Here is a 21,290-nt window from a genome sequence, read left to right on the forward strand (position 1 = left end):
ACCCATGAGGTTGTTGACGGCAGATCGAACAACGTGGGCTCGTAGCCGTCCCTGCGAGCCAGATCACGCACCGATCAGTTTTGTGCGCTGAACCGGTCTAAACTCCGACACTGGCTGACGGAAGGCATGGCGCGATGCGGAAACTGACCTACGGCATGAACTTGACACTGGATGGCTACATCGCCGCGCCCGGCGACGACCTCGGGTGGAGCGAGCCGAACGACGAGCTGTTTCAGTGGTGGCTCGATGAGGAGCGGGCGATCGGCCTGTTGATGTATGGGCGCAAGCTGTGGGAGGTCATGAGTTCCTACTGGCCGACCGGCGATCAACAGCCCAATGCCACCCCGGCGGAGATCGAGTTCGCGCGGAACTGGCGGGACACGCCGAAGGTGGTGTTCTCCTCGGTGCTGGAGAAGGTCGACTGGAACACCCGCCTGGTCACCGGCGACGCGGTCGCGGAGATCACCCGACTCAAGGCGCAGGACGGCGGGCCGATGAGGGTTGGTGGTGCAACGCTGGCCGCGGCGGCCATGCGGGCCGGGCTTGTCGACGAGTACACGATCGTGACCCACCCGGTCCTGGTGGGCGGCGGCATGCCGTTCTTCACCACGCTCGATAGCCGGGTGAACCTGAACCTGGTGGAGACGCGGACGTTTCCCGGCGGGGTGGTTCTGAACAGGTACGAGACGAAGCGCTGAGCGCGTTTCCTCCACGCGGCCGAGGAAGTGACGAGGGCAGGTGATGTTCGACGGCCACCAGCACGTCGCTCAACACAACCAGCCCACCGGCCGATTCGAAGCCCATGTCATAGCCTCTCGTTAGACTGATGGGTCGAGAACGTGAAGTCAGCGAAAGATGTTGCAATGCAATATGATTAGTTCGTTCGAAAGCTTGTGCGAATGGGGTTCGGGTCGTACTATTGAGCTATGGACTTCGGGGGAATGTTCGCCAGGCTCTCAGATCTGGCAGGGGATGCGGCTTTGGTCGCCGGGGATGACGTTGAGATTTCATCCCGTACGGTGACAGTTATTCGACTCAATCGTGTTGTGGAACAGATACTTTTCCGACTCATCGGTGAACTCGACCGGCGTGAGATAGCGCAGAAATCGGGTGATGGTTCCACCGCGAGACTGTTACAACAGGCCGGGATGGCGCCGGCGGTCGCGCACCGATACGTGCGAGTAGGTAAGGCACTCAACGACATTCCGTCGGTGGCGTCCTATGGCGTGGACGGGACGCTGTCGGGTGAGCATATCGATTCGATCGTCAAGGGCCTGAGCCATATTGAACGACGGAACCCAGACTTGGTCGATGGTGATCGGGGTGACTGTGTACGGGGGCTGTTGACCGAAGCGCTGATGGCGACACCGGCCGCGGTCTCTGCGCGGGCTCGGCATATGGCGATCGTGTTGTCACCACCGGACAAAGAAGTCCCCGATGCCGAGAATCACGATCTCAATGAGTTCTCGTTCACGACTGGCGACGACGGCCGTACCCACGGAGTGTTCGACCTGGACAACCTCGTGGGCGAGAAACTTGCCGTCGCGTTGAGACCACTATCGACACCGGTACCCGAACCAGATGGGTCACCAGACCCACGTAACAACGCCCAAATCCGGGCCGATGCCCTGGAACGACTGTTGGATTCCTATCTCGGACAGGAAAACCGGCCCAGCAGCGGCGGTGTGAAACCGCACGTGACGGTGACAGTGACAGCCGAATACCTCCAAGCGCTACAGCTGCGCGGACTCGGCAACGCCACACCAACGGCAATAGCGCCTGCATTCGAATGGACCGGACCGGCCTCAGCACCCACCGCGCAGATGGTCGCCTGTGATTCAGTCATCACCAAAATCCTGCTCGACAACAATTCCGTACCGCTCGATGTCGGACGCGAGCACCGCACCGTAACCCCGGCGATCCGCAAAGCACTGATCGCCCGCGACCGCGGCTGCGCATTCCCAGGCTGCGGCTGCCCCGCCGGCTACACCGATGCCCACCACATCGACTTCTGGCGCAACGGCGGAGTCACCAGCTTGTCCAACACCGTTCTGTTGTGCCGGCGACATCACCGATACATTCACCACCGCGGGTGGACGGTATTCCTAGGTCACGATGGCCACCCCTGGTTCATCGCACCCGACGACGCCACCAAGACGCCAATCCGTTCCCACGCCCGCCGCACACTGACCACAGAACTCGCCGCCGCATAAGCACGGCGGAACCGGAACAGGAACCGCCAGACCGACAACAACCCTGCGACAGCTATTTGCCAGAACCACCAATGCAACACAGCTAACCCTGTGAACTGCAAGATCTTTGACAACTACACAGTGTGGGCCCCAGGGGGCCACCAATCAGGACTCGCCGCAGTCTGCAGGTTGGGCGCCGACCACACCACGGACAGAGAGAAGTCCTTCGAGGGTGTATTCGCCGGGTACCGCAGCCGTCAGGGTGATCCAGCTGTCCTCGGTTTCCTCGATGCAGGCGTACACGGACTCATCGACACTGCTGCGCGCAACGAGATATTTGTTGTAGCGCAACTGGATTGGATGCGCGTCCGAATTCGGCACGTCCAATACGAGTTGGGACGGCGACGACTCGACCACGGTCAACGGCAGCGGCACGATCGGTTTCGGACCCTCGACGCGGTAGAGCGTCCAATCGTCGTTACCCCACATGCGATCCAGATAGGGAAGGCCGTCGGTCACCAGTGCAGCTTCATCCTTCAACTGCCGCAACGGATCTGCGGAGACCGCCACGAAGGCGACGGCGTTCTCGGCCAGCCAGCCCTGGTAGGACTCCGGCGTCAGCGCATTCTTCTCGTAGAAGATCGGGTTGTACCGCGAGTCCGACTGGTTCTCCCAGCCGCGCGCGAGTTTGATGTCCAGGCCGAGTTTGTGTGCCCCGGCATGAGTCTGGGCATCCACGAGCTCCACACGATGGTTGTCGATCTCCGGTTGTGCGAGCAACAGCGACTGAAGCGGCGTGTACGACGTCTCGCTCTGGCCGGAGTCTGCACCGACCACCTGATCAGCCGTGGCCACAAAAACGGCATAGATGAGTGCAGGCGCCAGGGCGATCGCCAGGATCTTCAACGACTTCTTCGAATAGAACAAGCAGATGCAGGGCAGCACAAGGCAAAAGAACCGGCTCAGGTTGGAACCGATCCCCGTCGGCACGAGGAACATGAAGATCGCCACCCCGCTCGCGAGCGGCACTATCCACCGAACCGGTGGAATGGTCAGCGCAAACGAGGCACCGATCGCGATCAACGCCATCCAGAACAAAGTGGTGGCCGGAAAGCCCTGTGCACCGGGGGCACCGAACATCACAAACGGTACGACGACCCCGAGCCCCGCCCCACCCAGAACCCACCAGACCTTACGCGCCCGGGCATCCTTTCCGAGAGCGAACGGCAACGCCGCCAATCCGACAAACGCAGGTGCGAGCGGACTCGCCAGACCCGCCACCAGCAGGCCGATGGCCGCCAGCGGCAACAGGTTTCGCCTGAGGGCAAGTATCGAGGCCAAGGCGATCGCCGCACCCACCGAGAACGCAACCCGTCCCGACAACATGTTGAGGACAGCAGCGGCCGTGATCGCCCACATCAATACCGTGGGGTGGGTTCCACCCTTGGAGAGCGGGATCGACAGCAACGCGATGACTGCGGTCGCGATACACAACAGGAGCAGCGATCCGGTCACCGTCGACAGGGCCGGGACGATGAGTGAATAGCTTCCCGGGGACACGCCGCCGTACCAACCGAACCAGTAGCCCAGGCCGACGCCCGAACGCGCGGCCTCTTCCCGAGCGATGGCTGCCTGCAGGTCACCAACCGTCGGATGGGCAAGCCACAGCGCCACAATTGCCACCGCCGCCAACACCATCGGCCACAGGGGCCGCCAGCGCAACAGTGGCGTGGCCACCGGAAGACTCATCCGAGCGGCACTCCGGACCTGGTCGGCGTGACCGCCGATCGGTGGCGCGACCAACGCAACAGCGCAGGCGCATAGATGATCAGCGCAGCAACGGCAAGCAATGCCACGCCCGCGATCACGTCGAGGATGAAGTGGTTACCCGAACCCATCACGACGAAGTAGGTGGTCAGCGGGTAGAGCAAACCGACAAACCGCAGCCACTTCCACTTCGCCAAGCAGAACAGGACCACGCCGCACCACGTTGCCCAGGCACAGTGCAACGACGGCATGGCCGCGAACTGGTTCGAGATCGCGTCGCTTCCGGGCGCGCCGGACGCGGGCCACCATCCCCATGAGGCGGTCTGCGCCATGATGTCGACAAAACCTTCATTGGCGAGCAGACGCGGCGGTGCCGTTGGCATGCAGTAGAAACCGATCAGCGCCAGACCTGTGGTGAGGACCAAGGCACCGCTCACCTTGCGGTAGTGCTCCTTGCGCCGGAACATCAACCAGATCAACACGACCGGGGTGACCCAGAAGTGCAGGGTCGCGTACTGCAGGGCAACGATGTTCGCGAGCCACCCGGTGGTGTGGACCAATTCGTTCAGGGGCCGCTCGAGCGCGATATGCCAGGCGTCTTCGAAGCGGAGGATGTCGTTGGCGTTGCGGTAGGCCTGGTCGGCCACGTCCCCGACGCTGTTACGGATCAGCGAATAGATCGCGTACAGGGATCCGAGTATGAGAACTTCGAGCCACCATCGGGGCCGGGCGAGGTAGCGGTTGACGCGTGTGGCGACCGCTCGGAAACCGGTTTGTTTGAGCTCGGATTCATAAGTATCGAACTCCGCCGCATCGAACTCGGTGGATTCGAAGTCGATTGACTCGTACTCCGCGGCGTCGACCACACCGCTCTTCGGATCGGTGGCGGGTCGGCGGTCATCGCGGAGCGTCATATACACAACTCCCGCATAAAACCCTCCACACACCTAGACAACTCAGAAAACGCGGGTCCCAATCCGAAAGGGACCGACCGCGAAACTACCGCGTTCACACCACGGCCCGACACAACTCCGTACAGATCCAGCGCCCAAGTGGGCGCAAAGGCTCTGCTGGATCATAACCGAGGAGTTCCGCAGATCCTTCCCTCGCGCCACGCGCGAGTCGCTGAACAGGGCGAACGTATTCACTTCCGGTTTCGGCCCCTCGTACTGGGGTCATTCTGCACCATTGGGAGTGACCCTGACCACACTGTCGGTCGGGCAGCAGACCTCTGACTCAGCCGATCAGGTCGATCATCCGACGAATCGCGAACTCGTATCCGCGAATTCCGAAGCCGGCGACAACACCGGATGCGATGCCGGAAACGTACGACTTGTGCCGGAATTCCTCGCGGGCATGCACGTTGCTGATGTGTACCTCGATGATCGGTACCTCGGGGATGACCAGGGCATCTCGGAGCGCAATGGAGGTGTGGGTCCAGGCGCCCGGATTGATGACGATCCCGCTGACCTGCCCCCGCGATTGCTGGATCCACTCGAGCATCTCGCCCTCGTGATTCGTCTGGCGCGCATCGACGGCAAACCCGTACTCGGCGGCAATCGAGGTCGCGAGCGTCACCACGTCGTCGAGTGAGTCGGAGCCGTACACCTCCGGCTGTCGGGTCCCGAGCGTGTTGAGATTGGGTCCGTTCAGCAACAGGACAGGCAGCTTTCCGCTCATCGCGCCCAGTTTTTCACTCATTGCGCAAAGTGTATTGCGCGCCACCGCACCGCTGGTCAATCCGACACGCAAGGACCGATAGCATCAGTCCTTGTGCCAGATGCCGCCGAGACAGACAAGACGCCGTCATCTGTCGGCACCGCAGGCCGAGACCGGGTCCGTATCGCAAAGGTCACCGCGATCATCACAGGGCTTGCCGGAATCCTCCTTGCGCTGCTCACACCGTTGCTCCCCGTCACCCAGACGACAGCTGATCTGAACTGGCCGCAGCAGAACAAACTGGAGTCCGTGCTGGCGCCGTTGGTGTCGTACGTACCGGTCGACCTGCAGATCTCGGTGCCCTGCGCGGCGATCGACCAGTTGACCGAACCGGGACAGACCGTGCTGGTCTCGACGCTCCCGAAGGAAGCCGAGAAATCGGTCGCCAGGGGCCTGTTCATCCGCAAGGCCGGCCAGGCCACCGATGCGCTGGACCGCCAGGTGGTCGAGGTCGTGGTCCGCAACACCCCGGTCGCCTCCGCAACACTCGCCCAGATCCGGTCCCAGGACTGCCAGAGCATCGACGTCACCGCCACCTTCGAGTCGGTGCGGGCCGAGTTCGTCGGCATGACGAACACCGAAGGTGAGGCGCTGGTCGGCGAGACCACCGATGGCGATCAACGCCCCCAGCTCACCGGCATCTACACCGACCTCACCGGTTCGGCCCAGGCCCTGCCCGGGCTGAGCGCGCACGCGAACATCGACGACCGCTATACGACCGCCCCCACTGTGCTGAAGTGGCTGGCCATCGCGGTCGGTGTGGTGCTGACCCTGATTTCACTCGGCGCACTGGCCGTCCTCGACGGCACCGACGGCCGCAGGCACCGGCGGTTCCTGCCCCAGAACTGGTGGCGGTTCAACGCCCGTGACGCCGTGGTCATCGGCGGTCTGTTGATCTGGCACATCGTCGGGGTCAACACGTCCGACGACGGCTACATCCTGACGATGTCGCGGGTCGCCGAAAACGCCGGATACACGGCCAACTACTACCGTTGGTACGGCGCACCCGAGGCCCCGTTCGGCTGGTACTACCACATCTTCGGCTGGCTCGCGCACGTCACCACGGCGAGCCCGTGGATGCGACTACCCGCATTGGTCTGCGGAATCCTGGTGTGGCTCATCATCTCTCACGAGGTGCTGCCGCGCCTGGGACGCGCTGCGGTCACCAATCGCGTGGTGCCGTGGACCGCAGCATTCGTGTTCATGGCGTCATGGTTCCCGTTCAACAACGGTCTGCGTCCCGAACCCATCATCTGCCTCGGCGCATTGCTCACCTGGTGTTCGGTCGAACGTGCCATCGCCACCGGGCGAACATTGCCCGCCGCGTTGGCCTGCATGATCGGTGCGTTCAGCCTCGCCGCCGGACCGACCGGCCTGATGGCCGTGGCCGCGTTGATCGCCGGCGCCCGTCCGATGGTGATGTCTCTCATCAAGAGGGCCAAGGCGATCGGTGGGGGTCTGACGGGTTATCTCGCGATGGCCGCACCGGTGGGCGCTGCCGGGGTGTTCGTCATGTTCGTGGTGTTCTCCGATCTGACACTGGCCGCGTTCACGCAGTCGACCAGCATGAAGACCGCATTGGGTCCCTCACTGAGCTGGTACAACGAGATCGACCGCTACACCGCGCTGTTCGAGTTCTCCGCCAACGGTTCGGTGGGCCGCCGGTTCGCGGTGCTCGCGATGTTGGTCGGCCTGGTGATCTCCGGTGCCATGCTGATCCGCAAGAGCCGCATCCCCGGTACCGCGCTCGGCCCGTCCCGGCGCATCGTCGGCATCACCTTCGCGTCACTGATCTTCCTGATGTTCACGCCGACCAAGTGGACACATCAGTTCGGTGTCTTCGCGGGTCTGGCCGCCGCGCTGGCTGCCATCGCCGCCATCGCCGTGAGCGCCGAGGCCATGCACGCCCGGCGCAACCGGATGCTGTTCATCGCGCTGGTCCTGTTCATCACCGGCCTGTCCTTCACCGCGCCGAACGCCTCTTTCTACGTCTCCAACTGGGGCATGCCGTGGGGTGTGCTCCCGGTTCGGATGGGTGTCGCGCTCGGCACACTGCTGCTGTTCCTATGTGTCGTCGCCCTGCTGATCGCGTTCTGGTTCCACTTCCGGGAACCGTTCCGCGAACCGGAGACGGCCGACACCCCACGCACCAACGGTCGCCGACGCCGGTGGATCAGCATGCTTGCCGCATCTCCGCTGGCCGTCGCGGGCATGTTCGTGGTCGTCTTCCTGATCTGTACCTCCATATTCTCCGGAGTGCAGCAGAGCGGGTCGTTCTCGGTGCCCTCGTCGAACGTGGACGCCTTGTCCGGCGATGTCTGCGGGATGGCCGACAAGGTCCTCGTCGAACCCGACCCGACCGCTGATCTCCTCGAACCCGTCGACGGCAACATCGCCGACGGCCTGGCAGGCACCCAGACGCCCGGCGGTGTGCCTCCGGCCACGTCCGGGTTCACCCCCAACGGACTGCCGCTGTCACTCAACTCGACCGCCAGTGCCGGCAGCCTCGGTGTTCTCGGCGGCAATGTCGCGGCATCTCCGGACGTCCTGAACTCGAATGCCGGTGGCACCGGCGGAGGCGAGTCCGAGCAGGCCGGGATCAATGGCAGCACGGCCAAGCTGCCGTTCGGGTTGGACCCGGCCAAGACCCCGGTCCTGGGCAGTTACTCGCAGGACGATCAGTTCCCCTCGTATCTGACCTCGTCGTGGTACCGGTTGCCTGCACGGACCGCGGACACCCCGCTGGTCACGATGGCCGTGGCGGGTCAGTTCAACATCGAAGACCTGAAGATGGAGTACTCGACCGGTTCGGGCGAGAGCAACGAGGACTTCGAGGTGGCCGGAGAGGTCGACATGATCGACCCGGGCCCGCGTCCGTCGTGGCGCGATCTGCGCACCTACCGCAGTTCGTTCCCGGCCGACACCACCGCGATCCGGATCGTCGCCAACGACGAGAATCTGGCCCAGGACAGCTTCATCGCCGTCACCCCACCGCGGGTGCCGCACGTGGAGACGCTGCAGACGATGGTCGGCAGCAAGGCACCGGTACAAATCGACTGGACCAACGGTCTGGCCTTCCCGTGCCAGCGTCCGTTCGGCCACAAGTACGGCGTCGCCGAGATCCCGAAGTGGCGGATCGCACCGGGCGCCGACCTGGCCGCGGCCGTCGGTGCGTGGTCCGATGCGTTCGGCGGCGGACCGCTGGGATGGATCGAGGTGGCCCTGGACAAGACGACGGTGCCGTCGTACCTGGAAGGCGACATCGGTCGCGACTGGGGTTCGCTGGTGCGGTACGAGCCGTTCGGTGAGCCCGCCACGGTGGCCAAACTGGATCTGGGAACCGCAACCCGCTCCGGTCTGTGGAGTCCGGCACCGATCCGCTATTGAGACCTGGCACGAGCCGACCCTGAGAAACACCCGGACCTTGCCCTGCTCACGGGGCAGGTTCGGGTTCTCAGGTCGGTGCAATACCATCGTCTCTCGTGCCTGTGTCCTCTCACCTCCCCAGTGCGGGGACAGTCCGCCTGGTCGCGATCGTGGCCGGTCTCGTGGGGATCGTGTTCTGCGCGATTTCTCCCCTGCTGCCCGTCAAACAGTCGACCGCGACCATCGAGTGGCCCACCGGCCAGCAGCTTTCTTCCGAGACCGCATCGGTCACCGCTCCGCTGATCGCGCAGACCCCGCAAGCCTTCGACGCGACCATCCCCTGTTCGTTGATCGGGACGCTGCCAGAAGGTGGCGGACTGGTCCTGGCGACCATGCCGCCGGGGGCTGAGCGCTACAACCAGAACGCACTCGTGGTCAACGCATCGGCGAACTCCGTCTCTGTGGTGTTCCGCAACGAACTGGCGACATCCGCGGCCCGCGGCGCCATCGACACCCCGCAGTGCCGCGAGCTACACGTCTGGTCGACGCCGACCGGTGCCGGTGCCGAGTTCGTCGGGCTCGGTCCCGCAGGCCTCCTCGGGATCGACTCGCGTCCGCAGTTCGACGGCGTGTTCACCGACCTGTCCACCGGCGACGTGGAAGCAGCTGCTGCACAAGGCCTTTCGGCGACCACCACCGTCGACAACCGCTTCGACAGCTCCCCGACCGCGATCAAGACCATCGTCCTGGTCCTCGGGCTGATCGCCATCGTGATCTCACTGGTGTGCCTGGCCCTGCTGGACCGGATCGACGGCTACCACCGCCGCATCGGGAAACGTTCGTGGAAGCGGCTGTTGCGCCCGCGGGCCAGCGACCTCGCCGTCACCGCTGTGCTGCTGATCTGGCATTTCCTCGGCGCCGGATCGCCTGACGACGGCTACATCCTGAACATGGGCCGGGCCTCGGAGTCAGCCGGCTACCTGGCCAACTATTACCGCTACTACGGGATCGCCGAGGCCCCGTTCGACTGGTACTACTCGTTCCTCGCGGCCTGGTCGGAGGTGTCGGCGTCCGGTCTGTGGATGCGCATCCCCTCGCTGCTGGCCGGTCTGGCGTCCTGGTTCATCCTCTCGCGGGTGCTCCTGCCGCGACTGGGCGCCGGGGTGCGCCGCAGTACCTGGGCCGTCTGGGCGGCAGCCACGGTGTTCACCGCGTTCTGGCTCCCGTTCGCCAGCGGCCTGCGCAGCGAGTCGATCATCATCCTCGGTTCGCTGCTCACCTGGTGGGCCGTCGAGCAGGCCATCGCCACCCGGCGCCTGCTCCCCGCCGCACTGGCGGCGATGGTGGCAGGCCTCACGCTGGCACTGGCCCCGCAGGGTGTCATCGCGATCGCCGTCCTGATCGTCGGCGCCCGCCCGATGCTGCGAATCGTGATCGAGCGCAGTCGCGAATCGGCCACCACCACCCGTGGTCGCTGGGTGAACCTGGCCGCCCTTGCCGCGCCGTCGATCGCCGCTGCCTCCCTGGTGGTGTTGGTGGTGTTCCGCGATCAGACGCTGGCAACGGTCTTCGACGCGGTCCGCACCCGCTACATCGTGGGCCCCACGATCTCGTGGTGGCAGGAATACCTGCGCTATTACTTCATCACCGTCACCACGCCCGACGGCGGGCTGACCCGACGGGTGCCGCTACTCCTGTTGCTGGCATCGGTATTCGTGACACTGGCGGTCATGTTGCGCCGCAGCAAGATTCGGGCCATCGATCCGGGTCCGGTGTGGCGGGTCCTAGGCGCCACCCTCGTCACGCTGTTGCTGCTGATGTTCACCCCGACGAAGTGGACGATCCATTTCGGCATCTTCGCCGGATTCGGAGCGGCACTGGCAGCCACGGCCACCGTCGCCGTCGCCCAGTCCGCGGCCCGATCGACACGGAACCTCTCCGTGTTCGTCGCCGGACTCATGTTCGCCATGGCCGCGGCGATGGCAGGCGAGAACTCCTGGCCGTTCGCCTACAACTTCGGAATCTCCTGGTTCGACAAAGCACCCGTCCTGGCCGGACGTGAGGTCTCGACGATCTTCCTGATCCTCGCCGTCGTCGCCGCTGCGGTCGCCGTCTGGCAGCACCTGCGCCACGACTTCGTGCAGAACAAGGGCCTGGTCCACACCGGCGACGAGGCCCAGAAGAAGGCCGACCGTCGCCGACTCACCCTGGCCTCCTCCCCCATCGCGCTGATCGCCGGGTTCATGGTCATCTGCATGCTTGCGGTGTTCGCGAAGGCCGCACTCTCCCGGTACCCCGCGTACACGGTCCTCGACGCCAACCTCGAGACCCTCAAAGGCAACAGCTGCGCGATGGCCGACGCGGTTCTGGTCGAGCAGGACCCCAACAAGGGCATGCTGACGCCCGCCAACGGGGTCTCGGTCTCCGATGCCCTCGCCGGCGAGAATCCGGTCGGGTTCACACCCGACGGCGTGGCGGAGAGCCTCACACCCGAGGCCGGGTCGGCCCGCCCCGGACAGATGAACGTCTCGGCCAGCTTCAACAAACCCTTCGTCGTCTCCGGATCGGGCGCGGGCATCGCAGGCGGATACGGCCCCGAGACGGTCAACGGTTCGACGGTGGCCCTGCCGTTCGGACTCGACCCGGCCACCACGCCGGTGCTCGGAAGCTACGGATACGACTCGGGCGAGGCCACACTGATGACCGACTGGTATCAACTGCCGGCCCGCGACGCCTCTCCGATCCTCGCTTTCAGCGCCGCCGGACCGGTCCTCACGCTCAACGAAGAGGGCGTCATGACATTCGGGCAGCAACTGCAGATCCAGTTCGGCATCGAAGAGGCCGACGGTACGTTCGTCGATGTCGGAGCGCAGATCCGTCCCATCGACCCGGGTCCGGACAAGCCGAACCGGCCGTGGCGCAACCTGGTGATCCCGATGGATCAGGTACCCACCGAGGCGACCGGCATGCGGATCATCGCCAAGGACAACAACGTCAACAACAAGCAGTGGCTGGCGATCACCCCACCGCGGGCACCGCAGCTGCGGACGTTGCAGGAGGTTGTCGGATCCAAGGCGCCGACGCTGATCGACTTCTCGGTGGCGAGCCAGTTCCCGTGTCAGCGCCCGTTTGCCATCACCGACGGGGTCGCCCAGATCCCGCAGTGGCGGATCCTGCCGGACCGCACCACGGCCGCGTCGCAGTCGAAGACCTGGCAGGCGGCCGAAGACGGCGGCGCGCTCGGTGTGAGTGAAGCCGTCACCCGCGCCGACACGGTTGCGACCTACCTCGACGACGACTGGTACCGCTCGTGGGGATCTCTCGAGGTCCTGATCCCGCTGGTGCCCGACGCCCCGGAGGCGAACATCATCACCGGTACCGAAACAAAATGGGGCTGGTCGCGGACCGGTCCGCTGAGAGTGGTGCCGCAAGAAAATGAGTGAAAAGGCGAGCATCATCAGTAAAAACGGGTCAGTGGGCAGATTTGCCGGCCCTGGTTACCGGAACGTCAAGATTGTTGCCGTGGTGGCGGGCCTGATCGGCTTCCTCCTGGCCTGCCTCAGCCCGCTGATGCCGGTGAATCAGACCACCGCGCAACTCAACTGGCCACAGGACAACCAGGTCACCAATGTCTCGGCACCGCTGGTCTCTTTTGTGCCGGTCGACATGCGGGTGTCCGTACCCTGTTCCACCGCTGCCGATCTGCCCGCCGATGGCGGCGTACTGCTCTCGACGTTGCCTGCTGGCGGACAGGACGCCACGTCGCGAGGCCTGTTCATCCGCGCCACGTCCGAGCGCATCACCGTCACCGACCGTGACGTGGTGCTGCTGACAGTGGATCGCGCTGCGGCCCAGTCGAATCCGGATTGTCGGATCACCTTCAACGCCGACGGGCAGCGCGCCTACGGCGAGATCGTGAACGGCGGCACGGAGGGTCTGCTCTCGTTCGATGTGCCGGATCCGAACCTGCGCCCGCAGATCGTCGGCGTCTTCACCGGACTGCCGCAAAGCGTTTCGCCGCAGGGCCTCGAGTTCTCGGCCACCATCGACACCAGGTTCGTCACCACCCCGACAAACCTGAAGTTCGCGGCGATGATCATCGGCATCGTGATGACCGTCCTGTCCTTGATCGCGCTGGCACTGCTCGATGCGCGTGACGGTCGCGGACATCACCGATTCCTACCCAGGCGTTGGTGGACGATCCGCGTCTCGGACGTGGTGGTGTTCGCCACGTTGGCGCTGTGGTGGCTGATGGGGGCCAACACCTCTGACGACGGCTACAACTTCACGGTCGGACGCATCGCGAGCGAAGCCGGATACGTCGACAACTACTACCGCTATTTCGGTGTGCCGCAAGATCCGTTCGGTTGGCACTACCAGGTGATCTCGGCCATGACCCACGTGAGTTTGTCGACACCGTGGATGCGTCTGCCTTCCTTCTTGCTCGGGCTTCTGGGCTGGTGGTTGATCTCCCGTGAGGTGATCCCACGACTGGGCCGCACGGTCCGGCATTCGACCCCGGCCCTGTGGTCGGCGTTGTTTGTGTTCCTGGCCATCTGGTTGCCGTACAACAACGGGCTACGCCCCGAACCCGCACTGGCGGTCGGCGCCCTGCTGACCTGGTGTTCGGTGGACCGCTCCATCGCGACCGGACGGTTGCTTCCGCTGGCGGTCGCGACGATCATCGCGTCGTTCACCCTGGCGCTGGCGCCCGGTGGTCTCATGGCCGTGGCGCTGCTGCTCGCCGGCATCCGCCCGCTGTTGCGCCGGATCATGGCCCGCCGTGGCCGTGACGGCCTACTGCCACTGTTGGTACCGATCCTGGCGGCCGGAACCGCGGTGTTGTACAACATCTTTGCCGATCAGACCCTCGCGACGATTCTGACGTCGTCGGAAGTCGCCACCGAGGTCGGACCGACTCTCGAATGGTGGCAGGAACCGGTCCGGTACTACTACCTGATGCTGCCGACCGCCGACGGCACACTGTCGAGGCGGTTCGGCATCCTGATGGCCTTCCTGTGCCTGATGGTCGTGCTGCTGATGCTGCTGCGTCGCCGGACACCGATGGGTATCCCGAAGGGACCCACCTGGCGTCTGGTTGCCGGTGTCTTCGGCTTCATCTTCTTCCTCGCCTTCACCCCGACCAAGTGGACCCATCACCTCGGTGTCTATGCGGGTATCGGCGCCGCGCTCGCCGCGGCCGCCGGCGCGATGATGGCCCCGGCGATCTTGCGGCGCAGGCGAAATCGAACCTTCTTCGCCGCTGCCGTGCTCTATGTGACGGCACTGTCCTTTGCCGGCACCAACGGTTGGTGGTTCGTGGGCAGCTACGGCATCCCATGGTGGGATCGGCCGCCGGCCATCGCCGGGATCCGGGTCGCGTGGATCATCCTCGCGGTCGCTGTCGTCACCACCCTGGTCGGCCTGTACCAGCACTTCCGCGATGACTACGTCGACGCCGAACAGCGCACCGAGGGCTCGAAGTTCTGGCACCGATTCGCGTTCTCCCCCATGCCGGTCATCTCCGGACTGGTGGTCCTGTTCATGCTGCTGTCGTTCGCCAAGGCAGCATATGAACAACGTGACAGCTACTCGTGGCTCAACTCGAATGTGGCTGCACTGCAAGGTGACATCTGCGCGATGGCCGACGACGTCCTGGTGGAGCCGAATCCGAATACCGGGCTGCTGCAGCCGGCATCTGTTGCCGGTCAGGTCGATCTGACCCCGGGTGAAGCACTCGCCGGAACCGACATGACCGGCTTCACCCCGAACGGGGTACCCGGTGACCTGTCCGTGGACGCCACCGAGTCGACGGAGGCGGCCGCCCTGAACACCGCACAGACCGGGGCAGGCGCCGACGAAACGGACGACGCCGACGAAGCCGGAACCGGCGGTGGCCAAGGCGCTCTCGGCGTGAACGGCTCCACGGTCCGACTGCCGTTCGGCCTCGATCCGGCGACCACCCCGGTCCTGGGCAGCTACGGCTCCTCCGGTGGATCCCTCACCTCGGCCTGGTACCAGATGCCCGCGCCGAATGCGGACTCACCGCTGCTCACGCTGTCGGCGTCCGGGCGCATCGAGGCCGTCGACGGTGACGGCATCGTCCAGTCCGGCCAGAAATTGGTTGTGGAGTTCGGGCGGCCCGGACCCGGCAATACCGTTGTGGCGCTCGGCCAGATGGGTCCGATCGACACCGGCGAGCAGCCGATCTGGCGGAACCTGCGGTTCCCGCTCAGCGATGCCCCCGCCGGGGCTTCTGTGGTGCGCGTGATCGCTGCGGACACCTCTGCTGCCCCTGATCAGTGGCTGGCGCTCACGCCTCCTCGCATCACGCAGATGGAGACCCTCGACAAGCTCGTCGGCCACGACGATCCGGTGCTGATCGACTGGCTACCTGCTCTGGCATTCCCATGCCAGCAGCCGATGGCGGTGAAGTACGGCGTGATCGAGGTGCCGAAGTGGCGCATCCTGCCGGACGCCGAGGCAACTCGCCAGAGCACCCAGACATGGATGTCCGGCGACGCAGGCGGACCACTCGGCATCACTCAGGCGATGTTGCGGCCCACCATCATTCCGTCGTACATGCGGAACAACTGGGGCCGGGATTGGGGTTCGCTGCAGAAGTTCACCCCCATCGTCGAGGCCAAGCCCGCCCAACTCGAGATCGGATCGACCACGCATTCGGGGCTGTATGACCCCGCCCCGATGCGCGGCGCCCGCTACTGAGCCAATGATGTGGCCTTATGGCGTTGCCCACCTGGGCTTTTGATCGCCATAAGGCCACATCATCGGGGTCAGGAGGTCAGGTCGAGGGCCCCGCGGACAATGCTGTCCGTGTCGATACCGTGATAGCTGTACACGTCGTCAAGGGTGCCGACCTGGCCGAATCGGCTGACGCCGAGCGAGATTCCGCGGACCTGATTGATGGTCTGCAGAAACGCCAGGGTGTGCGGGTGCCCGTCGAGGACTGACACCATCGGCGCGGCCCGCTCGGCCGGGAAGACCTGATCGAGAATCCAGGTCGACGCGTCTCCGTGTCCACGGCGGGCCTGTAGGGCTTCGAAGAGCAGTCCGGGGCTGGTCACACACACCACCTCGGCGGCGATCCCCTGGTCGGCGAGTCGATCTGCCGCCGTGAGGGTTTCGGTGATCATCGCGCCCATTGCCACCAGCGTCACCTGAGGATCAGGGACATGGCGTGCCGTGTAGGCGCCTGCCACCACTTGCCGGCGGCGACGTTCCCGGGCCGCCGGATCGGTCGGGACCGCTGCCAGGCGCTGATCGACGGGGCGGGTCGACAGCCGCAGGTACGACGAGCTTCCGTCGATCCGGCCCAGGCGGCCGATGCAGGACAACAGGATCCACTCGACGTCGATCGCGAACGCCGGCTCGTAGCTGACACACCCCGGCTGCTCCAGTCCGATCGATGGCGTCTTGATCGACTGGTGGGCACCGCCTTCGGCCGCGAGGGTGACACCGGAGGGCGTGCCCACCAGGATCGACTGTCCGCCGGCGTAGATTCCGTACGACCAGGGTTCGAGTGCCCGTTCCACAAAGGGGTCGTACATCACGCCGATCGGGAAAAGTGGTTCGCCCCAACGACTCCAGGTGGCACCGAGCTCACCCATCAGGCCGACAAGATTGGTCTCGGCGATACCGAGTTCCATGTGCTGCCCGGTCGGGCGTTCCCGCCAGTGCATGATCGTCTCGGAGTCGTCGTCGAACCAGTTCCGACGTTCCCCCGGAGACCACACCCCCACCTTGTTGAGCCATCCGGCGAGGTTGGTGGTGGAGCTGACATCGGGGCTCACGGTCACCACACGCTGTGCGGCATCCGGGGATTCACGACTGAGATCGAGAAGTGTACGACCGAGTGCCGCCTGGGTGGTGGAGGTTCCCGACGGGGTGCGCCCGAAGTCGGCGGGAACCTGCGGCGGCAGATTCGGGGTGGTGTTGTCGCGGTGCAGCGCGGCGGCGGTTTCGCGGCAGAGCCGGCCGGCGGCGGAATTGTCGTCGAACCGGGCCCACGGCTTGGCCGGGTCCATTCCCAGACCGGTGGCGAGCTCGTCGTATTGCGGAACGGTCAGCAGCGACGAGTGGTTCTGCGGATGCCCTTCGGTCGGCAGCGCGTGACCCTTGATCGTGTAGGCGATGATGATCGTCGGCCTGGTGTCGTCGATCTCGCTGTACGCCTTGCGCAATGCGTCGAGATCGTGCCCGCCGAGGTTGCGGATCGCCCGGGTGAGAGTGTCGTCGTCGAGGCCGGCGATCAGGTCGGCCACCGCCTGGGCCTCCGGCCCGTCACCGGGCAGGCGGGTGCGCAGGTCGTCTGCCTGGCAGCGCAGCAGCCGCTGGTATTCGGGGTTGGGCATCTGCAGGATCCGTGTTCGCAGCGCCTGCCCGCCCGGGCGCGAGAACAGTTCCTCGAGCAGGGCACCGAACTTGACGGTGATCACCTGCCAGCCGGCTGCGTCGAACATCTTCTCCAGGCGGTCTGCGGCGATGTTCGGGACAACCCGGTCCAGGGACTGACGATTGAGGTCGACGATCCAGACGACTTCACCGAGTTCGGCGACCGACGGATCGAGGATCGCCTCCCACACGGCGCCTTCGTCGAGTTCGGCGTCCCCCACCAGCGAGTACTGCCTGCCCTTGCCCGCACCGCCGAAGGTGGTCTCGACATAGCGCCGGGCCATTGCGCCCCAGATGGGTGCGGTCGCGCCGATGCCGACGGATCCGGTCGAATAGTCCACCGGATCAGGATCTTTTGTGCGACTCGGGTAGCTCTGCAGGCCGCCGAATTCCCGGAGCCGGGTCAGATAGGACTCGCCGAGTTCACCCAGGAGGTAGTTGATGGCGTGCAGGACCGGCGAGGCGTGGGGTTTGACGGAGACCCGGTCTCCGGGACGCAGCTGGTCGAACCAGAGTGTGGTCATGATCGACACCATCGACGCGCATGAGGCCTGGTGGCCACCGACCTTGAGTCCCGACGTGTTCGGCCTGACCCGGTTGGCGTGGTGAATCATCGACGTCGCAAGCCAGAGCACCCGCTGCTCGACGTCCGCCAGCGATCCGAGGTCCCGCTCGTCCATCAGTTGCTCCTACTCATAGATGTTGTTCGACTGCATCACGCACAGACTTTCTGCGCAACCAATCGCCGTGAGAGTATGCATTTTGCACACCACGACGGATTCGATGGTTCTCAGCGGAGGCACAATGAGCAACGGTCACCAGGCCGACCCGATCGACGCGAAGGTGCTCCGTGCCCTCGCCGCCGAGCCGCGGGCAACCGTCTTGTCGTTGGCCGAGCACACGGGGTTGTCGCGCAACACGGTGCAATCCCGGCTGGCGAAGCTGGAATCGAGCGGTGCGCTGCGGTCTGTTGAACGACGCATCGATCCGGCGGCACTGGGCTATCCGATGACCGCGTTCATCCTCACCAGCGTGGTGCAGCGCGAATTGACCGCGGTCGCCGAGGCGTTGGACGCCATACCCGAGGTCGTCGAGGTCCACGGACTCAGCGGCGCGACAGATCTGTTGGTCCAGGTGGTCGCGCGGGACGCCGACGACCTCTATCGAATCGCCGGCCAGGTGCTCGACATCGACGGTGTCGAGCGAACGATGACGTCGCTGGTGATGCGCAGACTCGTGGACTACCGACTCGACCCGCTCCTACGGCGTTTCGAAGGTTCCGACGGCTGACGGACGTGCCGCTTCGTGCTCGGCCGTCAGCGGCAGCAATCGGGATCAAGCACACCACGCAGGGCGTTCAACGCATCCGGGTGCGCGGCGTAGAAGACGTTCATGCCCCGCCGCGACGACTGCACCATGCCCGCCTTCTTGAGCTGACCAAGGTGATGACTGACCGTCGCCTCCGACAATCCGAGCAGGGCGGCCAGGTTCGACGTGCACGCCTCACCGCTGTCGGCAGTCAGCAGGATCGACATCAACTTGATCCGGACGGGGTCGGCCAGCGCCTTGAGTCGAAGCGCGATCTCCAGTGCGTCGTCATCGCTCACCGGGGCCGCGGACACCGGCGCACAGCAGATCGGCGAGGTGGTGTCGATAACTGGCAGCGCCTTGGGCATGGTTTCCACAGTAGCTTCGATTCGTGACATATGTCTAAAAGGTGACGGTCAGGAAACCGGACACCACGCCGATCCGTAGTATCACCACCGAAATCGCATTCATTCGGAGCTGACGTACCCCGGATGCAGCATCCGGCGTCCCACAGCGCGAGGTATCACCGTGACATCAGATACGACCATGCCCATCGACGGGCGCCCACGCCGGATCGCCGTCGGCCTGACCGTGCGCGATCTCGCGCAGGCGGCTGTTTTTGCGGCCCTCATCGCGGCGTTGGGCCTACCCGGCACGATCACGCTGGGCAGCAGCGGCGTGCCGATCACGCTGCAGACACTCGGGGTCATGCTTGCCGGCGCCATCCTGGGTTGGCGCAAGGGTGCGCTCGCGGTCCTCATCTTCAGCGCACTCGCCATCTGCGGACTGCCCATCCTGGCCGGCGGCCGCACCGGTCTCGTCTCGCTGACCTCCCCGACGGCCGGATTCTTCATCGGCTGGCTGCCCGCGGTCATCGTCATCGGCCTCTTGACCGCCGCGATGATGCCCAAGTACCGGGTAATCCCGGGATTCGTCATCAACGTCATCGGCGGACTCGGCGTCATCTACCTCTTCGGCACCATCGGACTGATGATCCGCGCCGACATGACGTGGTGGGCCGCACTGAGCACCAATGGCATCTACGTGATCGGCGACCTCGCCAAGGCCGCCGCCACCGCGCTCGTCGCCCGGCAGGTTCATCGCGGATATCCGGGGCTGATCACCCCGCTGCGTCTGATGCGACGGTGATGACGGGGATAACCTTCCGAGGCGTCAGTCACGCCTACGCAGATCGAGCAGTACTTCGCGACGTCGACCTGGAGTTGACGCAGCGGCGGATCGGGATCGTCGGGTCCAACGGCAGCGGGAAATCAACGCTCGCCCGGATGATCAACGGACTGGTCATCCCCGACAGCGGCACCGTCGAGGTCAACGGTCTCGACACCCGACGCAAAACCCGCGCGATCCGCAAAGAGGTCGGGTTCGTCTTCACCGATCCGGATCGCCAGATCATCATGCCGACCGTCGGCGAAGACGTGGCGCTGTCGTTGTCGCGGGGGAAGCTCTCGAAGGCACAGGTCGCCGAACGGGTCGGCGAGGTGCTCGCCCGATTCGGGCTGGCCGGGCACGCCGACCATCCCGCACAGAAGCTCTCCGGTGGCCAGAAGCAGTTGTTGGCGTTGGCGTCGATACTGGTCACCGAACCGACGATCATCGTGGCCGACGAACCCACCACGCTGCTCGACCTCCGCAACAGCGCGATGATCCGCGGCGTCTTCGCCGATTTGGAGCAGCAGCTGATCGTGGTGAGCCACGACCTCGAGTTGCTGTCAGATTTCGACCGGGTGATCGCAATCGACGACGGCCGCGTTGTCGCCGACGGCGCGCCCGGAGAAGTGATCCCGCACTATCGAACGCTGATGGCGTGAGCAACGCACTCGGCGTCTACCAACCCGGGAACTCGCCCATCCATCGCCTGCCCGCGGGATTCAAACTCCTTGCCCTGGGTGTTGTGGTGATCACGATGACCGCCCTGATCGACACCCCGGAGCGATTGCCGTTCGGGATCGTCCTCGTGGCCGCGGTGTTCGTGGTCGCCCGGTTGCGGATGCGGGTCGTACTGGCCTCGCTGCGGCCGTTGTTCTGGGTTGTGTTGATGATCTTCGCTTTTCAGCTCATCTTTGCCACCTGGGAGCGAGCACTCGTGGTCTGCGGAGTGATGATCCTGTCGGTGGCCCTGGCCGTCGCGGTCTCACTGACCACCCGCACCATGGACATGCTGGCCGCGTTGACGCGCATGTTCATGCCGTTGCGGCGATTCGGATTCCGGCCCGATCGGATGGCTCTGGTTCTGGCCCTTGCGATTCGGTCGATTCCGCTCATGGTCGAACTCGTCACCCATGTCGACGAGGCCCGTCGCGCGAGAGGTTTGAAGTTCATGCCTCATCGGCTTGCCGTACCGGTGGTTCTGGGTGCACTGCACACCGCCGACCACTTCGCCGATGCGCTGTCGGCCCGCGGGCTCGATCAGTAACAGCGGTCTACCGCAACCACCTTTCCGCCCCTACCTCCGAAACTTCACGAAACTTCTGGAAGACAAGGGGTTCCGCACTGCCGGCACATGCT

General features: G+C 64.8%; 14 protein-coding genes. 9 read left to right on the forward strand and 5 right to left on the reverse strand.

Features of this window, described 5'->3' with window-relative positions:
• Positions 1–134: 134 nt before the first annotated feature.
• Together AC56PL_RS10465 and AC56PL_RS10470 are read left to right on the forward strand one after the other, a co-directional pair.
• A complete protein-coding gene (locus AC56PL_RS10465) occupies positions 135–698 on the forward strand; it encodes a dihydrofolate reductase family protein (protein ID WP_497153771.1) in 564 nt (187 codons plus the stop codon).
• Between the two features lie 228 nt (positions 699–926).
• Positions 927–2,213: an HNH endonuclease signature motif containing protein gene (locus AC56PL_RS10470; protein ID WP_497153772.1), complete on the forward strand. Its 1,287-nt coding sequence runs from the start codon at positions 927–929 to the stop codon at positions 2,211–2,213.
• Between the two features lie 144 nt (positions 2,214–2,357).
• Here the strand turns inward: AC56PL_RS10470 and AC56PL_RS10475 are convergent, their stop codons facing one another.
• The 3 genes from AC56PL_RS10475 to aroQ all read right to left on the reverse strand — a co-directional run bounded on the left by AC56PL_RS10475 (position 2,358) and on the right by aroQ (position 5,660).
• Positions 2,358–3,941 (reverse strand): hypothetical protein, encoded by a 1,584-nt coding sequence (locus AC56PL_RS10475; protein ID WP_497153773.1) that lies wholly within the window; start codon positions 3,939–3,941, stop codon positions 2,358–2,360.
• The gene (locus AC56PL_RS10480) at positions 3,938–4,873 is read right to left on the reverse strand and encodes a phosphatase PAP2 family protein (RefSeq protein WP_495513638.1); all 936 of its coding nucleotides are present in this window, start codon (positions 4,871–4,873) and stop codon (positions 3,938–3,940) included. Before AC56PL_RS10480 ends, AC56PL_RS10475 begins: the two co-directional genes overlap by 4 nt.
• A 322-nt stretch (positions 4,874–5,195) precedes the next feature.
• Positions 5,196–5,660: a type II 3-dehydroquinate dehydratase gene (gene aroQ, locus AC56PL_RS10485; RefSeq protein ID WP_495513639.1), complete on the reverse strand. Its 465-nt coding sequence runs from the start codon at positions 5,658–5,660 to the stop codon at positions 5,196–5,198.
• 72 nt (positions 5,661–5,732) lie between these two features.
• On the opposite strand from aroQ, the gene AC56PL_RS10490 reads away from it, so the two are divergent.
• From AC56PL_RS10490 to AC56PL_RS10500, 3 genes are all read left to right on the forward strand, one after another.
• A complete protein-coding gene (locus tag AC56PL_RS10490; protein ID WP_497153774.1) occupies positions 5,733–9,065 on the forward strand; it encodes an arabinosyltransferase domain-containing protein in 3,333 nt (1,110 codons plus the stop codon).
• Between the two features lie 95 nt (positions 9,066–9,160).
• Complete coding sequence (locus AC56PL_RS10495) at positions 9,161–12,487, forward strand: arabinosyltransferase domain-containing protein (RefSeq protein WP_497153775.1); 3,327 nt, start codon at positions 9,161–9,163, stop codon at positions 12,485–12,487.
• A complete protein-coding gene (locus AC56PL_RS10500) occupies positions 12,480–15,770 on the forward strand; it encodes an arabinosyltransferase domain-containing protein (RefSeq protein ID WP_497153776.1) in 3,291 nt (1,096 codons plus the stop codon). Before AC56PL_RS10495 ends, AC56PL_RS10500 begins: the two co-directional genes overlap by 8 nt.
• 68 nt (positions 15,771–15,838) lie before the next feature.
• Here AC56PL_RS10500 and AC56PL_RS10505 read toward each other — a convergent pair whose 3' ends face one another.
• Positions 15,839–18,136 carry a thiamine pyrophosphate-binding protein gene (locus AC56PL_RS10505; protein ID WP_497153777.1) on the reverse strand — a complete coding sequence of 766 codons (2,298 nt, stop codon included), beginning with the start codon at positions 18,134–18,136 and terminating at the stop codon, positions 15,839–15,841.
• 124 nt (positions 18,137–18,260) lie between these two features.
• Between AC56PL_RS10505 and AC56PL_RS10510 the strand changes: the two genes are divergently transcribed.
• Entirely contained in the window at positions 18,261–18,746 is a 486-nt protein-coding gene (locus tag AC56PL_RS10510; RefSeq protein WP_497153778.1) for an Lrp/AsnC family transcriptional regulator, read from the forward strand.
• A 26-nt stretch (positions 18,747–18,772) separates the two neighbouring features.
• Here the strand turns inward: AC56PL_RS10510 and AC56PL_RS10515 are convergent, their stop codons facing one another.
• On the reverse strand, positions 18,773–19,132 hold the full coding sequence (locus AC56PL_RS10515; RefSeq protein WP_495513645.1) for an Rv2640c family ArsR-like transcriptional regulator: 360 nt from the start codon (positions 19,130–19,132) through the stop codon (positions 18,773–18,775).
• Positions 19,133–19,310: 178 nt separating this feature from the next.
• Here AC56PL_RS10515 and AC56PL_RS10520 point away from each other — a divergent pair, with 178 nt between their 5' ends.
• From AC56PL_RS10520 to AC56PL_RS10530, 3 genes are read left to right on the forward strand one after another with little or no spacing between them, the layout of a single operon-like run.
• Positions 19,311–19,913 carry a biotin transporter BioY gene (locus AC56PL_RS10520; RefSeq protein WP_497154287.1) on the forward strand — a complete coding sequence of 201 codons (603 nt, stop codon included), beginning with the start codon at positions 19,311–19,313 and terminating at the stop codon, positions 19,911–19,913.
• On the forward strand, positions 19,913–20,593 hold the full coding sequence (locus AC56PL_RS10525) for an energy-coupling factor ABC transporter ATP-binding protein (RefSeq protein ID WP_497153779.1): 681 nt from the start codon (positions 19,913–19,915) through the stop codon (positions 20,591–20,593). Before AC56PL_RS10520 ends, AC56PL_RS10525 begins: the two co-directional genes overlap by 1 nt.
• On the forward strand, positions 20,590–21,198 hold the full coding sequence (locus AC56PL_RS10530) for a CbiQ family ECF transporter T component (protein ID WP_495513647.1): 609 nt from the start codon (positions 20,590–20,592) through the stop codon (positions 21,196–21,198). Before AC56PL_RS10525 ends, AC56PL_RS10530 begins: the two co-directional genes overlap by 4 nt.
• Positions 21,199–21,290: the final 92 nt, after the last annotated feature.

The organism is Williamsia sp. Y721, from assembly GCF_059683565.1.